This window comes from Paraburkholderia edwinii, from assembly GCF_019428685.1.
Lineage (GTDB): Bacteria > Pseudomonadota > Gammaproteobacteria > Burkholderiales > Burkholderiaceae > Paraburkholderia > Paraburkholderia edwinii.
The window spans coordinates 1,504,819-1,518,226 of sequence record NZ_CP080096.1; the positions used below are offsets into that span (position 1 = coordinate 1,504,819).

Below are 13,408 nucleotides of genomic sequence, written 5' to 3' on the forward strand. Positions count from 1 at the left end.
AGCGCATCGGGCGAACTTCGGGATTACCCTGATTATCGATGTATACGGTGTGGGATGGCGATCAGCAGTGTGACGCTCAGGCACAATGGCTCGCGGTAATGACCCTTGGGCAGTGCAAGCCAAATAGCAATATTGGAGTTTTTTAGATACCGGTTACATTGTAAATTGATGCGTGACGACGGCGCCGCTGCGTGAGCGGGTCGCTTGTCGAAAAGAAGGACAGACAGGCACGGTGCGCGCCATGGCCGCAACTGCATATGCCATACCCACTTTCACCGGTGGACTTGCCGGCCGCGCGCGAAGCTGCGTGCATAACAAGGGCGGGAATGGCCGATGCTCGAAAACAGCAGTACACGGTAAATGCAGCAGTTGGGCAGTCGGGCAAAGGGAGGGAGCCATGACACGCGTGCTTCTGGTTGATGACGATGTAAATCTGCGCGAGGCGCTCGAATCGGCAATGACCGCGGCGGGTCACGACGTGACGGTCGCAAACAATGGTCTCGAAGCGCTGACGACCGCGGTAACGGCTTCGCCGCAAGTAATCGTGACGGATGTGAATATGCCGGTGCTCGAAGGCCCGGACATGGTCCGGATGTTGCGGGCGATTCCGCGTCTTTCACGTGTGCCGGTCATTCTGATGTCGGGTGTCGATACCCAGGCGGATATTCCGGTCGAGCGTCATTTGAGAAAGCCGTTTGACCCGACGGCGTTGGTCGATTCGGTGTCTCGCGTCGCGGCAGGCGTTGTGAATGCCCCAGCAACGGAGAAAAAAAATCGCACGTGCGAAGGCGTTGCCGCGCGCGAGCAAATAGATGATGCGCAGGAGGATTACGGGCAGGAATCCGCCGCGGCGGACGGCGTGTCGAGATACATTCGTCGCGGCCTCGAACTGGTCTATGAACAGCAAGCGCGCATGCAGACGCTGCGCAGGCTCGGCGCCGACGTGGATCTCGCCGAACAGTTGCACGAGGCGCTGGTTTCGAGCGTCGCCGCATTGTCGGAGATCGATAGGTCAGGCGGCGTCATGCCGCTGCTCGCGTCGCTGCACGAATCGCCGCAGTACGGACCGCATCCAGCCGGCAACCGGATGGAGTCGTGTGTGCGCGAATGCTCGCGCATGCATGCGCTCGGCTACTTCCTCGAGCACGCGAAGCGGGTCACGTCAGTTTCGCCTGCGCGGAAGAGGTGCTAAACTCGCACCGCTTATCCGCTTCGACACCATGATCCCTCGCGCACATAAACGGCTTACCGCATGGCTTGGCATTTTCGCCATGTGCCTTGTCGTGTTCGTGCCGCTTGTGAGTCAACTGGCCATGGCGGCGCATGCGAACGAGCCCAATGCGGCGCTCTGTTCCGCGTTCGACACGAGTGTCGATCATTCGCAAGCGCATTCGATGAGCGGCGACTCGCTCGCCGCCTGCGCTTACTGCGATCTGCTGGCGAATCATGTTGCCGTGACCGCGGTGCCGCCCGTCATGCCGGTGCTGATCCTGCTGATCGCCATCGCAGCGGCGCCCGTGCTGTCCACGCGTTTCACGCCGCTTGGCGCATTTCCCTCGGGCCGTCCACGCGCCCCTCCTGCTTCCCTCGCATCGAGCCTGTAAAAGAATCGCGGCGCTTTGGCCTTTAAAGCTTTAGAAGCTTTTAGGCCTTTGAAGCGTGCATCGCGACCCTGCCGCGCCTTTATCCGGGAATGCGGCCAGCTTTGCTTTGAGGGGAAGTTTCACATGTCCAATCCGCATCTTGCGGGCGTGGCGCGCAGCGCGCCGCGTGTGCCTGCTCGCGTGCTGTGGCTGTTTGCCGCAGCGGGTCTGAGCCTGGCGAATGGCGTCGCTGTCGCGGCGAGTGGTGATATCAATGCGGACACCCATGCGTCCGCACCTGCATCGGCTTCAGCCGAAGCTGCTGCGGCATCGGCAGAGGCCGCGGCCAATGAAGACCCATCCACGTCCGACGAAAACACCGCAGCCGGCAAATCCGGCGACAACACGAAGTCCTTGCCGGCCGTCCAGATCACGGGCTCGCGCTCGTACGCGGAAAAGAACCAGCTGCCGCAGACCACCGAAAGCATCACCGCGAAGCAGGTCAGCGAGACGATCAATGCGACGGACGCGTCCGACGCACTGAAATACATGCCCGACGTGCTCGTGCGCAAGCGCTATATCGGCGACACGAACGCGCCGATGTCCACGCGCACGACCGGCATCAACGCGAGCGCGCGCAGCCTGATCTATGCGGACGGCGTGTTGCTCAGCACGCTGATCAACAACAATAACCAGAACGGCTCGCCGCAGTGGTTCATGGTGTCGCCGCAGCAGATCGAACGCGTCGACGTGCTGTACGGGCCGTTTGCCGCGCAATTCCCCGGCAACTCGTATGGCGCCGTGACCGAAATCACGACACGCATGCCGAAGCAGTTCGAAGCGAGCGTCGACGTGCTCGGTTCGATCCAGCACTTCGGCCTCTACAACACGCACGAAAACGAGCCGGCGCAGCAGTACAGCGCGACGCTCGGAGACAGGGCCGGCAAGTTGTCGTGGTTCCTCACGGCGAGCCACCTCGATAGCTTCAGCCAGCCGATCACGATCGGCGAGGTCACGCAGTCGACCACGCGCGCGGCCGCCAACCTGCCCGTTGTGACCGGCGCGATTGCCGACCGGAACCGCACCGGGCAACCGGTGCAGGTGATCGGCGCGGGCAACTTCGTCCATACGATTCAGGACAACGCGACGCTCAAGCTCGCCTACGATTTCACGCCGACCTTGAGCGCGACGTACGCGCTCGGCTACTGGCAGAACAGTCAGAAGGCGCGCGCGCAGACCTATCTGCAGACCGCGAACGGCACGCCGTTTTACGGCGCGACCACCGGCAATGTGAATATCGGCGGCTATTCATACAGCGCGGCGACGATCGCGGGGCAGTTCACCGCGAACAACGTCGAGCAGGAACACCTGATGCAAAGCCTGACCCTCGATAGCCACACGAACGGGCCGTTCGACTGGCAACTGGTGGTCAGCAACTTCTATTACCTGCAGGACCTGAGCGGTCTATCCACCGGCGTTTATCCGGCCGCGCTGGCGGGCGGTCCGGGACGGACGACCGATATGGGCGGCACGGGCTGGACCACGGTGGACCTGAAAGGCACGTGGCGGCCGCAAGGCGTTGCCGGCGCGAATATCGCGAGCTTCGGCGCGCATTTCGATCAGTTCAAGCTCGTGAGCCCCACGTACAACACATCGAGTTGGGCTTCCGAGGGCGAGGACGGCTCGCTGTTCAGCAACTCGCTCGGCAAGACGCAGACGTTCGCGTTGTGGGCGCAGGACGTCTGGCGTATTTCGCCTTCGCTGCAGGCCACGCTCGGCGGGCGCTACGAGATGTGGCGCGCCTATGACGGCTTTAACTTCGCGACCGGCAGCAATGGCATCGGCGTGTCGATCAACCAGCCGGGTCTCGATCGCAATGCCTTTTCACCGAAGGCATCGCTGCGCTGGGATCTTTCGGATATCTGGTCGATTACCGGTTCGTTCGGCAAGGCCGTGCGTTTCCCGACCGTCGGCGAGCTCTATCAGACCGTGCAGACCGGTTCGACCTTCGTGCAGGCGAACCCGTTTCTGAAGCCCGAAAGCGTGCTGTCCGGCGAGCTCGCGCTCGAGCGCGATGTTAGCGACGGCAAGCTGCGCCTGTCTGTGTTCGACGAATATGTGTCGAATGCGCTGATCTCGCAGACGTCGACGGTGCCCGGTTTCGCGACGCCGGTGTCGGTCACGCAGAACGTCGGCCGGACGCGCGAGACGGGTGCTGAAATCGCGGGGACGCAGGACAATGTGCTGATCAAGGGCCTCACGCTGTCCGGCAACCTCACGTACGTGAACGCGCGCATTCTGGAGGACGACGGTTTTGTGTCGGCCACGGGCAGTACCGCGGTCGGCAAGCAGGTGCCCTACGTGCCGACGTGGCGCGCCACGCTGGCGGCGACCTATCGGCCTGATAACCGATGGGCGTATACGCTGGCCGCGCGGTACAGCACGCGGCTTTTTGCGACCGTCGATAACAGCGACAGCAATCCGGCCACGTATCAGGGTTTCCAGAGCTTCTTCGTGATGGATGCGCGCGTGCATCTGCAAGTCGACAAGCACTGGGGCGCGGCGCTCGGCGTCGACAATCTGAATAACCGCAAGTACTACCTGTTCCATCCGTTTCCGCAGCGCACGTTCTACGCGGAGCTGAAATACGATCTTTGATGTTAGACGGCGGTGACCAGAATGGGCGGCGGCTGTCGTGCAAGGCCGCAAGACGCTACCGCGCGGCCGCCAGATAACTGTGAATCTGCGCGACGACCGCCGCGCCTTCGCCGACTGCCGACGCCACACGCTTCGTCGACCCCGAGCGCACATCGCCGATCGAGAACACCCCTTCGACGCTCGTTTGCAACGGCATCGACGGCACGCCGGCTTCGGCCAGATCGGTGCCGGTCAGCACGAAGCCGTTGCTATCGCGTAGCACACCGCATTGGCTCAACCAGCTCGTATTCGGCTGCGCGCCGATAAACACGAATAGATGATGCGTGGTCATGCTGCCTTCGATGCCGCCTGCGCCGCGGTAATGCACGCGCTCGAGACGCGCGCCGCCTTCGAGCGCGGTCAGCTCGATACGCGTGTGCACGGTCACGTTCGGCAACGACGTCACGCGCTCGGCCAGATAGTGCGACATGCTCTTCGCGAGACTCGCGCCGCGGATAAACACATGAATGTGCTCGGCATGCGCGGCGAGAAAGACGATCGCCTGGCCAGCCGAATTGCCGCCGCCTACCAGCAGCACGGGTTCCTTGCGGCACAGCCTCGCTTCGATCGGCGTGGCCCAGTAATAGACGCCACTGCGCTCGAAGCGCCCGAGGTCATCGACGGCGGGGCGCCGGTATTCGGCGCCGCTTGCGATGACGACGGTGCGCGCCGTGATGCGGCGGCCGTCCGCCAGTTCGACGACGGGCGGCTGCCTGTCGCAATGCAAGGCCGTGACTTCGCACGGAATGCCGATGTGCGCGCCGAACTTCTGCGCCTGGAAAAAGGCGCGATCCGCGAGCGCCTGGCCCGTGATGCCGGTTGGAAAGCCCAGATAGTTCTCGATGCGCGAACTCGTGCCCGCCTGGCCACCGGGGGCGCGACAGTCGAGTGCGGCAACCGAAAGTCCTTCGGAAGCCGCATACACGGCCGCCGCGAGCCCGGCCGGTCCGGCGCCGATAATGGCGACGTCGTAGACGTGCGTCGGATCGAACTCCGGAATCAGGCCCAGACACGAGGCGAGCTGGCCTTCATCGGGGTTGCGCAACACGGCGCCGTTCGGGCACACGACGAGCGGAAAATCGTCGGGCTGAGGCGTCAGGCGCTCCAGCAGCGCGATGGCTTCGGCGTCCTGAGCGGCATCGAGCGTCAAATTCGGAAATGCGTTGCGTCGCAGGAAGTTCTGCAACGCGAGCAGTCGCGCATCGCTCGACGAGCCGACCAGCACGACGCCGTGGCCGCGCTCGATCACGAGCATGCGCCGCAGGATCAGCGCGCGCATGATTTTTTCGCCGATGTCGGCCTCGCTGATCATCATGTTGCTGAGACCGTCGGTTCGCAGCAGGACCGCCTCGACGTCCTCGATCACATGCGCGTCGACGACGGCGGGCTTGTTCGATAGCTGCGTCACGTCCGACGTGAAATCGCCGCGATGCGTATAGGTATGAATAATCCGCTCGTGCCCGAGGCCATCGCGGCCGACAATCCGCACCTTGCCCGCAAGCAGAACGAACATACCGGGGCACAGGCTGCCCGCACGATAGAGCAGTTCGCCTTTGCTAAAGCGGGAAAGGCTACCGAAGCGGCGCACGCGTTCCACTTCCGCCTCGGCGAGCACCGGAAACATTTGCGCGAAGCGCGGATGGGCAACGACCGACGGGTCTTCGACGATCGATTGATCGTCGAGTCCGGCCGCGTCGTCGACCGGCTGGTCGGGGTTGAAAGCACTGCCTGGTGTCGAGCTTGACTCGTTGCTCATCGCGAATCGTCCTCCGGCGGCGAGTCGGCGCCGCTATTGATAGGAGCACTAGGGGGCACTGAATGGGCACTGTATGGACACGGCGCGGGCGCTGAATGGGCACTGCGGCGCCCTCGCTGGTTTTCAGCTTGCCTTCAAGAGCGTAGACGAATTGATGCGGTGCAGGCGGAAATTCACGCTGGCGCTTGCTGGGCGGGGCACGACCCGTCATGGCTATGGATCTTTACGAACGATTAAATCGCATGCGATTGACTTTTCGCCGCGTGTCGACCATTATTCCGTTCGCGCAATTAGATCGCATGCGACTTAAAAGCCTGAAACCTGTCTCCAAGGAGTTGACCATGAGCAAGATCGAAACTGTCCTGACCACCGGCAAGACCCACACGACCGTTCACCACGACAGCGCATCGCGCAGCCGGGAAGAGCGCCTCGACATCAAGCTGACGGCGCCGCGTAATCGCGCACTGCCCGAATATGCGTTCCCCGCCATTCAGGCGCATCCGACGGCGGAGCAGCTGTTTGCGGGCGCGTGGTCGGCCTGTCTGATTTCGGCGATCGGTCTCGCGGCGAAGGAGAAAGACGTGGCGCTGCCGCATGATCTCGCGCTCGATATCGAAGTCGATCTCGGCAAAACCGGCAATGCGTACTTCCTGCAAGCGCGCATCGATGTCAGCTTGCCCGGCATCGCACGCGATGTTGCCGAGGCCATCGTGCATGCCGCCGATGAAATGTGTCCGTATTCGAAGGCGACGCGCGGCAATATCGACGTGGCGATCAACGTGATCTGACGCGAAGCGCTGGCCGCTAGCCGAATGACGCGAGGCGCGCGCTGGAACAAGGCGCGCGCTTTTCTTTTTACGCTCGCGGCGCGTCTTCGTTTGCTCCGACAAACGCGTCGGCGAACTCATCGGAATAGAGTTCGGCGAGCGCGACGCGCAGCGCTGCCGCGCGCTTTGCACCGTAGACCTCTTCGAAGCGGCCCTGTGCTTTGCGCCATAGGCGGTTTGCCTGCGTCAGTTTTGCTTTGCCTTCCGCGGTGAGCTCGACGCGCTTGCTGCGGCCGTCGACTTCATCCGGAACCTGCACCAGAAGACCGGCGCGCTCGAGCGGCTTGATATTGCGCGCAAGCGCCGAACGGTCCAGCACCATGGCGTACGCGAGCTCGCTCATCGTCGGACTGTGCGCGCGGTCGATGTGCACCAGCATTGACCGCTGCGACACGTTGAGCCCGCATGGCAGCAGGAACGCGTCGTAGAGCTGGCTGATGCGCCGCGTTGCCTTGCGCAGCGCGGCGTTATTGCAGACAAGCGGATCTTTTGGAACGGACGGCGGCACAGGCTTGGCTCCTTGCAGGCAGACGCGATGCACAACGATGGCGCACGTGCGCTGCCGATTTGATTCATGCGACTCGCGATTCATGTGACTCGCGGCAAGTGTACTGCAGCTTGACCGATATCGGCATATGCAAGTAAATTGCGATGATCGATTTGCTTGCATATGCCAATACTTTTTCGTGAGTTGTCATCCTTGAGCAGCCATTCCACTTCGCCTGGCGCGCCGCGCGCCGATAATCCACGCCTGCGTTCGATGCTCGCTGCGCCGATCGCGCCGACGCTGATTCGCATGGCGTGGCCGAACATGCTGATGATGCTCGCGCAATCCTCGACGGGCCTCGTCGAAACCTGGTTTCTCGCGAAGCTCGGCACCAACGTGCTCGCGGGCGTTGCCGTCGTTGTGCCGGTGCTGATGCTGATGCAGAACATGTCGCAGGGCGCGATGGGCGGTGGTATTTCGTCGGCGGTTGCGCGTGCGCTCGGCGCGGGGGATGCATCGCTTGTCGACCGGTTGCCGCGTCATGCGGTCGCAATGAATGCGGCGCTCGGCATCGTGTTTTCAGCCGTGCTCGTATCGATTGCGCGGCCGCTGTTTGCGTTGCTCGGCGCGCGCGGCGCCGCGCTCGATGCAGCCACCACCTATGGCCATGTGCTCTTCGCGGGTCTCGTGTTCATGTGGATCATGAATGCGCTCGCCAGCGTGATTCGCGGCACCGGCAACATGATGGTGCCGGGCGTGGTGATCTGCGGCGGCGCCGTGCTGCTGATTCCGTTGTCGCCATGCCTGATTTTCGGCATCGGTCCGGCTCCGCGCCTCGGCGTGGCCGGAGGGGCATATGCGCTCGTCGCTTATTACGCGGCGGGCACGGCGATTCTCGCGTGGTACTGCGTGAGCGGCCGCAACGCGGCGCGTTTGATGCGCGGTTCGTTCGAATGGGCGACGCTACGCAATATCCTGACCGTCGGCGGTCTTGCATGCGTGAACCCGATTCTCACCAATGCGCTGATTGCGGCGACGACCGCAGCCGTCGGTGCGCATGCGGGGACCGCCGCGCTTGCCGGTTACGCGACCGGCGCGCGCCTCGAATATCTGCTGATGCCGATCGCGTTCGGTCTTGGCGCGCCGATGGTCGCGCTGGTCGGTGCGAATATCGGCGCCGGCCAGATAGACCGCGCACGCAATATCGCGCTGACGGGCGGCATGATTGCGTTTGCGATCTCGGAAGCCATCGGTGTCGCGGCGGCGCTCTGGCCGCACGCGTGGCTGCGTCTGTTCGGCGGGGACGAGCGTCTGCTCGAGACCGGCACGCTGTATCTGCACATCGTCGGCCCGTTCTACGGATTCTTTGCGCTTGGGTTTTCGCTGTACTTCGCGTCGCAGGGCGCCGGCCGGCTCGTGTGGCCGTTGACGGCCGGCGCTCTGCGGCTTGCGCTGTTTGCGGGCGTGGGCTCGCTGGTGCTCGCGATCACATCGTCGCTGACGGTGTTCTTCGCGATCGGCGCGTGCGCGATGACGCTTTACGGCGCATGCGTGACATGGTCCGTTGCGTCGGGACGCTGGTTACCGCCACGCATGCGTCCCGCACGAGGAGCGCCGGCCACGATCGGCAGCGCGGGGGAGGGGGAAGAAATTCGATGAAGCGACAACGCGCACATAGTGTGAGCATCGGGTCGCGGCACTTGCCGCGACACACACGTACCGCGCGATTGCATCGTCAGGCCGGAATGATCTTCTCCGCCTTCAACCGGTCGAACAACGCGAAGAACGCATCGGGCGTGCTCTGATAGTCGAGAAAACCCGCCTTACGGCTTTTGCTCATATCCGTCAGCACTTCCATCGGCCGGCCCAGATCGGCATCCGTGTGCCACCACGAAACCAGTGCATCGACATTGGGCTCTTTCAGCTGATGGCGCGCCGCGATCTCTTTCCACTGCTTGCCGGCGTCCTGCATGCGGCTTTCGAGCGGCCGCGTCTGACCATCGAACGGTGCCGGCTCGAGGCCAAAATATTCCGCAATGCGCGACCACATCCATTTCCAGCGGAACACATCGCCATTGACGACGTTGAAGTCTTCGTTGCGTGCGTTCGGCGACGTGGCCGCCCATTCGAGCTGCCGCGCGAGCAACCGCGCGTCGGTCATATCCGTGAGGCTTTCCCATTGCGCCTTGGAGCCGGGGAAGATGAACGGCTGGCCGGTCTGCTTGCACAGCGTTGCATAGACGGCGAGCGTGACGCCCATATTCATCGCATTGCCGAGCGCAAAGCCGATAATCGTATGCGGGCGATGCACGCTCCATCCGAAGTCATATTGCTTCGCTGCTTCGAATACGCGGTCTTCCTGCTCGTAGTAGAAGTTATCGACTGGCTGCCGGCCCTGTTCCTCGCGAAACGGCGTCATCGGCACATTGCCTTGCGCGTACGCTTCGAAAGGCCCGAGATAGTGCTTGAGCCCCGTGACGAGCGCCGCATGCTTGAGTTGCCCGGTCGGGCCGAGCGCATCGAGCACATGCTTGACCATCGCGCCGTTGACGCGAATATTCTCGCGCTCGGTGGCCTGCCGCGACCACGCGGTAAAGAACACATGACTGAACTGGCGGCCGCGCAATGCATTCGCGACCGATTCCGGCGCAGTGAGATCCGCGGTGACGGAGTCGATGCCGACTTGCAGTGGCGTGCGTCCGCGAGAAAGGCCCGTTACGTGCCAGCCGCCGCACGCGAGCAGATGCTGCGCGAGATTGCCGCCGACAATACCCGTCGCGCCAATAATGAGTGCCTGTTTTTCCATGGAATAGAGAAATTCAAAAGTGCCCAACTGCCTGGGGAGTGTTACGACTCTATAGCGGTTACATCGCTACGAAGGTCCGGCAATCCGAGCGGATGCCTTCGAGAGCGAACTGCAGCAAGCGGTGGACCGCTTCGTACGACATCGGTCGCGGATTGTAATAGGGCGCGCGCATCGCGGCAGCGGCGGCCGCGTCGAGATCCGCCGCACGAAAACCGAGCTCGGCAAGCGAGGCCGGCGTGCCGAGCGCGCGTCCGAGGTCGTGCAATGCGCCGGCCGGATCATCGGTATCGAGCGCACTGCGCAGGCGCTGCATCGCGGCCGGCGCCGCGGGCAGGTTGAACGCCATCGAGTAGGGCAGGATCACCGCGTGCGTTTCGGCGTGCGGCAGATTGAACATGCCGCCGAGCGTATGGCACAGCTTGTGATGCAAGGCCATGCCGACATTGCCGAGCACGGTTCCGCACAGCCACGCGCCGTATTGGGCGGCTTCGCGCGCTTCGACCTCGTCGGGCTGCGCGACCACGCGCGGCAACGCGCGCGCAAGGCTGCGTATGCCTTCTTCGGCGAACAGCGACATCACCGGGTTTGCGTCCTCCGCATATAAACCTTCGGCAGCATGCGCGATCGCATTCAGACCGCTCGTGGCGGAAAGCGCGGCCGGCAAGGTCAGCGTCAGGCAAGCGTCGTAAATCACCGTACGCGGCAGCACGCGATAGCTCTTGCCGGTCTTCTTTTCGCTGCCCGATGTCAAACCGTAGATCGGCGTCACCTCCGAGCCGGCGTAGGTCGTCGGAATCGCGACGATCGGCAGCGAGGTTTCAAGCGCGATTGCTTTCGCGAGGCCGAGCGTCGAGCCGCCGCCCGCTGCGACGAGTCCGTCCGCGTGCGCCGCGTGCGCGGCCGCGACGCCGGCCTGGGCGATCTCGACCGGCACATGCATGACAGCCTGGTCAAAGATGTCCGCGCAACGCTCGCCCGCGAGCTTGCGTACGCGATCGGCGAGAAAGCGCTGCTCCGGCGTGCACAGGACGAGCGCGCGGCGGATGCCCAGTTCGTCGAGCTCGGCTGCGAGCTGGTCGATCGAGCCCGTGCCGAAAACGATGCGGCCGGGACGGCTGGTATACGTGAATGAGATCATGATGACCGGTTCAAGACGAAATCGAACTCGAGTGTGCTGAAGGGCGTGGCCATTACGGTGCCGTCGGGCGCGGTGCCGCTCGCATGATGGTGCCACGGCGCGATCAGCGATGAGCGCACGCCGAACACGGCATCCGAGTCGAGGTAGCGGTCGCCTTCGCGAAACACATGGGTGACGAGCCGCTCGTAGCCGGGCGCCGTAATCATGAAATGCAGATGCGCGGGGCGCCACGGGTGACGTCCGAGCGCGTCGAGCATGCGTCCGACCGGACCGTCATGCGGAATCGGATACGGCTCGGCGACGATCGAACGGAAATGATAGCGCCCATCCGGCAGGCTGTGCAGCACGCCGCGCGCGCGATGGTTTTCTACATCGCTGTACTGCACGTCATAGAAGCCGGCCGCGTCGGCCTGCCAGACTTCGATGCGCGCGCCGGCCACCGGTTCGCCGCGAGACCCGCGCACGACGCCCGATACGAAACACGGCTCGCCTTGCGCGCCGTTGGCGACGTCGCCGCCGTTGTCGTAGGCGGGTGCGTCATCGACGAAGAACGGACCGAACACCGTCGCTTCGGTGCAGCCCTCGGGCTTGCGATGCGCCATCGCGGTCACGAGCATCGAGAGGCCGAGCGTGTCCGACAGCAGAATGAATTCCTGGCGGCGCGCATCGGTCATGTGGCCGACTTCGGTCAGAAAGCGGATGCCGGCTTCCCATTCCGCTTCGGTCAGGTTCACTTCGCGTGCAAAGGCATGCAGGTGCCGCACGAGGCTCGTGACAATGTCCTTGAGGCGCGCATCGGTCGCGTTGGCATGACGCGCGAGCACGGCATCGGTGATCGTGTTCTCGTCGAGATTTCGCATGAGTCGAATCCGTTTGTGTTTTACCGGTTATCGACGCGCTTGAGAAACGGCCGGATATCGACCGTGCGCCAGATGCCTGCCTTGTTGAACGGGTCGTTGCTGTTAAAGCGCATCACGTCGCCGATATCGTCGGCTTCGTACAGAAAGAAGCTGCCGATCATGGTTTTTTCGTCGCCTGCCAGCAGCGGCCCCGACATCACCATTTTGACGGGCGACGTCGCAAGATATGCCTTGTGGTCTTCGTAATGTTCAAGCCTGCGCTCGACCATGTTGTCGTGATCGAGGCAATAGACGGTGTAGTGCATTTACGGCTCCAGAAGGTGAGGAAAGAATCAGCGCGAGATGCCGGCTTGCGCTTCGATCGCGCGGACGATCGAAAAGAAGTCGAGCTGCGCGCCGTCGCCGCGCGCGTAGCTGGCGAACTGATCGCGCACAAGCGTGGCCGCGGCCATCGGCACGCCGGCTTCGTCGCCCGCGGCGACGACGAGCGACATGTCCTTCAGCATTTGTATGGACGAGAACGCCGGTGCGAAGTTGCGCTGTTTGAGCGGCTCGAGCTTGTATTTGACGAGCGGCGATGCGGCTACGCTATCACCGATCACGTTGAGCATGTCGGACCAGTCGAGCCCGCCTTTCGTGCCGAGCGTCAACGCTTCGGCGAGCAGCACCGCGGTGGAGCCGACCAGATGATTGATCGCGAGCTTCAGATAGCGTGCCTGCTGATCGCCGCCGACGTAGTACTGGCGTGCCGAAATCGCCTGAAACACGGGCAGGACCTGTGCGTAGGCGCTATCGGGTCCCGATGCGAAGACGGTCAATTGCGCTTTTTCAGCGAGCACGGTGCTGCCCGACACCGGCGCGCAGATGTAGCCGATGCCACGCTTGCGCGCTGCGTCGCGCACTTCGCCGGAAGCGGTCGGCGACACGGTGCTCATATCGACCAACACCATGCCGTTGCCGGCGTTGTCGATCACGCCGTTTTCGCCCAACGCGATGTTGCGCAGCACGCTGTCGTCGGGAATGATCGACAAGACGAAGGGCGCCGCGCGGGCCAGGCCGCCGATATCGTCGGCACGATGCGCGCCGTGTTGCACGGCTTCGTCCACGCGCTGCGGATCGACGTCGTAGACGGTGACATCGAAGCCCGCGCCGAGCAGATTGCGCACGATCGGCGTGCCCATCTTGCCGAGGCCGATCCAGCCGATCTTGCGGGCGTCGGCCCCATTCTGTTCCTGCGATTGAGATTGCGCCATA

12 protein-coding genes are annotated in these 13,408 nt (G+C 63.3%); 5 read left to right on the plus strand and 7 right to left on the minus strand.

Going from position 1 to position 13,408, the window contains the following annotated elements:
• Positions 1 to 397: 397 nt before the first annotated feature.
• The 3 genes from KZJ38_RS28465 (at position 398) to KZJ38_RS28475 (ending at position 4,241) form a co-directional block, all read left to right on the plus strand.
• On the plus strand, positions 398 to 1,192 hold the full coding sequence (locus tag KZJ38_RS28465) for a response regulator (protein ID WP_219803406.1): 795 nt from the start codon (positions 398 to 400) through the stop codon (positions 1,190 to 1,192).
• Between the two features lie 28 nt (positions 1,193 to 1,220).
• Positions 1,221 to 1,604 carry a DUF2946 domain-containing protein gene (locus KZJ38_RS28470; protein ID WP_219803408.1) on the plus strand — a complete coding sequence of 128 codons (384 nt, stop codon included), beginning with the start codon at positions 1,221 to 1,223 and terminating at the stop codon, positions 1,602 to 1,604.
• Positions 1,605 to 1,727: 123 nt separating this feature from the next.
• Positions 1,728 to 4,241: a TonB-dependent receptor gene (locus KZJ38_RS28475; protein ID WP_219803410.1), complete on the plus strand. Its 2,514-nt coding sequence runs from the start codon at positions 1,728 to 1,730 to the stop codon at positions 4,239 to 4,241.
• Between the two features lie 55 nt (positions 4,242 to 4,296).
• Here KZJ38_RS28475 and KZJ38_RS28480 read toward each other — a convergent pair whose 3' ends face one another.
• Positions 4,297 to 6,036, minus strand: coding sequence for an FAD-dependent oxidoreductase (locus KZJ38_RS28480; protein ID WP_219803411.1), 1,740 nt, complete (start codon positions 6,034 to 6,036; stop codon positions 4,297 to 4,299).
• Between the two features lie 341 nt (positions 6,037 to 6,377).
• Here KZJ38_RS28480 and KZJ38_RS28485 point away from each other — a divergent pair, with 341 nt between their 5' ends.
• Entirely contained in the window at positions 6,378 to 6,824 is a 447-nt protein-coding gene (locus KZJ38_RS28485; protein ID WP_219803412.1) for an Ohr family peroxiredoxin, read from the plus strand.
• 67 nt (positions 6,825 to 6,891) lie between these two features.
• On the opposite strand, the gene KZJ38_RS28490 is transcribed toward KZJ38_RS28485, so the two are convergent.
• Positions 6,892 to 7,371, minus strand: a complete 480-nt coding sequence (locus KZJ38_RS28490) for a MarR family winged helix-turn-helix transcriptional regulator (RefSeq protein ID WP_246642052.1) — start codon at positions 7,369 to 7,371, stop codon at positions 6,892 to 6,894.
• A 252-nt stretch (positions 7,372 to 7,623) separates the two neighbouring features.
• Between KZJ38_RS28490 and KZJ38_RS28495 the strand changes: the two genes are divergently transcribed.
• Positions 7,624 to 9,009: an MATE family efflux transporter gene (locus KZJ38_RS28495; RefSeq protein WP_219803682.1), complete on the plus strand. Its 1,386-nt coding sequence runs from the start codon at positions 7,624 to 7,626 to the stop codon at positions 9,007 to 9,009.
• 76 nt (positions 9,010 to 9,085) lie between these two features.
• Here KZJ38_RS28495 and KZJ38_RS28500 read toward each other — a convergent pair whose 3' ends face one another.
• From KZJ38_RS28500 to KZJ38_RS28520, 5 genes are read right to left on the minus strand one after another with little or no spacing between them, the layout of a single operon-like run.
• The gene (locus KZJ38_RS28500) at positions 9,086 to 10,156 is read right to left on the minus strand and encodes an SDR family oxidoreductase (protein ID WP_219803414.1); all 1,071 of its coding nucleotides are present in this window, start codon (positions 10,154 to 10,156) and stop codon (positions 9,086 to 9,088) included.
• Between the two features lie 58 nt (positions 10,157 to 10,214).
• Positions 10,215 to 11,294 (minus strand): maleylacetate reductase, encoded by a 1,080-nt coding sequence (locus KZJ38_RS28505; RefSeq protein ID WP_219803415.1) that lies wholly within the window; start codon positions 11,292 to 11,294, stop codon positions 10,215 to 10,217.
• Positions 11,291 to 12,154, minus strand: a complete 864-nt coding sequence (locus KZJ38_RS28510) for an intradiol ring-cleavage dioxygenase (RefSeq protein ID WP_219803416.1) — start codon at positions 12,152 to 12,154, stop codon at positions 11,291 to 11,293. The genes KZJ38_RS28505 and KZJ38_RS28510 overlap by 4 nt, the downstream gene beginning before the upstream one ends.
• Positions 12,155 to 12,174: 20 nt before the next feature.
• Positions 12,175 to 12,459: a YciI family protein gene (locus KZJ38_RS28515; RefSeq protein WP_219803417.1), complete on the minus strand. Its 285-nt coding sequence runs from the start codon at positions 12,457 to 12,459 to the stop codon at positions 12,175 to 12,177.
• Positions 12,460 to 12,486: 27 nt separating this feature from the next.
• Positions 12,487 to 13,407, minus strand: coding sequence for an NAD(P)-dependent oxidoreductase (locus KZJ38_RS28520; RefSeq protein WP_219803418.1), 921 nt, complete (start codon positions 13,405 to 13,407; stop codon positions 12,487 to 12,489).
• Between the last annotated feature and the right edge of the window lies 1 nt (position 13,408).

Coding starts and splice junctions, on each gene's coding strand:
- KZJ38_RS28495 (WP_219803682.1), top strand. CDS start 7,624: ATGCTCGCTGCGCCGATCGCGCCGACGCTGATTCGCATGGCGTGGCCG.
- KZJ38_RS28470 (WP_219803408.1), top strand. CDS start 1,221: ATGATCCCTCGCGCACATAAACGGCTTACCGCATGGCTTGGCATTTTC.
- KZJ38_RS28475 (WP_219803410.1), top strand. CDS start 1,728: ATGTCCAATCCGCATCTTGCGGGCGTGGCGCGCAGCGCGCCGCGTGTG.
- KZJ38_RS28505 (WP_219803415.1), bottom strand. CDS start 11,294: ATGATCTCATTCACGTATACCAGCCGTCCCGGCCGCATCGTTTTCGGC.
- KZJ38_RS28515 (WP_219803417.1), bottom strand. CDS start 12,459: ATGCACTACACCGTCTATTGCCTCGATCACGACAACATGGTCGAGCGC.
- KZJ38_RS28500 (WP_219803414.1), bottom strand. CDS start 10,156: ATGGAAAAACAGGCACTCATTATTGGCGCGACGGGTATTGTCGGCGGC.
- KZJ38_RS28520 (WP_219803418.1), bottom strand. CDS start 13,407: ATGGCGCAATCTCAATCGCAGGAACAGAATGGGGCCGACGCCCGCAAG.
- KZJ38_RS28465 (WP_219803406.1), top strand. CDS start 398: ATGACACGCGTGCTTCTGGTTGATGACGATGTAAATCTGCGCGAGGCG.
- KZJ38_RS28510 (WP_219803416.1), bottom strand. CDS start 12,154: ATGCGAAATCTCGACGAGAACACGATCACCGATGCCGTGCTCGCGCGT.
- KZJ38_RS28485 (WP_219803412.1), top strand. CDS start 6,378: ATGAGCAAGATCGAAACTGTCCTGACCACCGGCAAGACCCACACGACC.
- KZJ38_RS28480 (WP_219803411.1), bottom strand. CDS start 6,036: ATGAGCAACGAGTCAAGCTCGACACCAGGCAGTGCTTTCAACCCCGAC.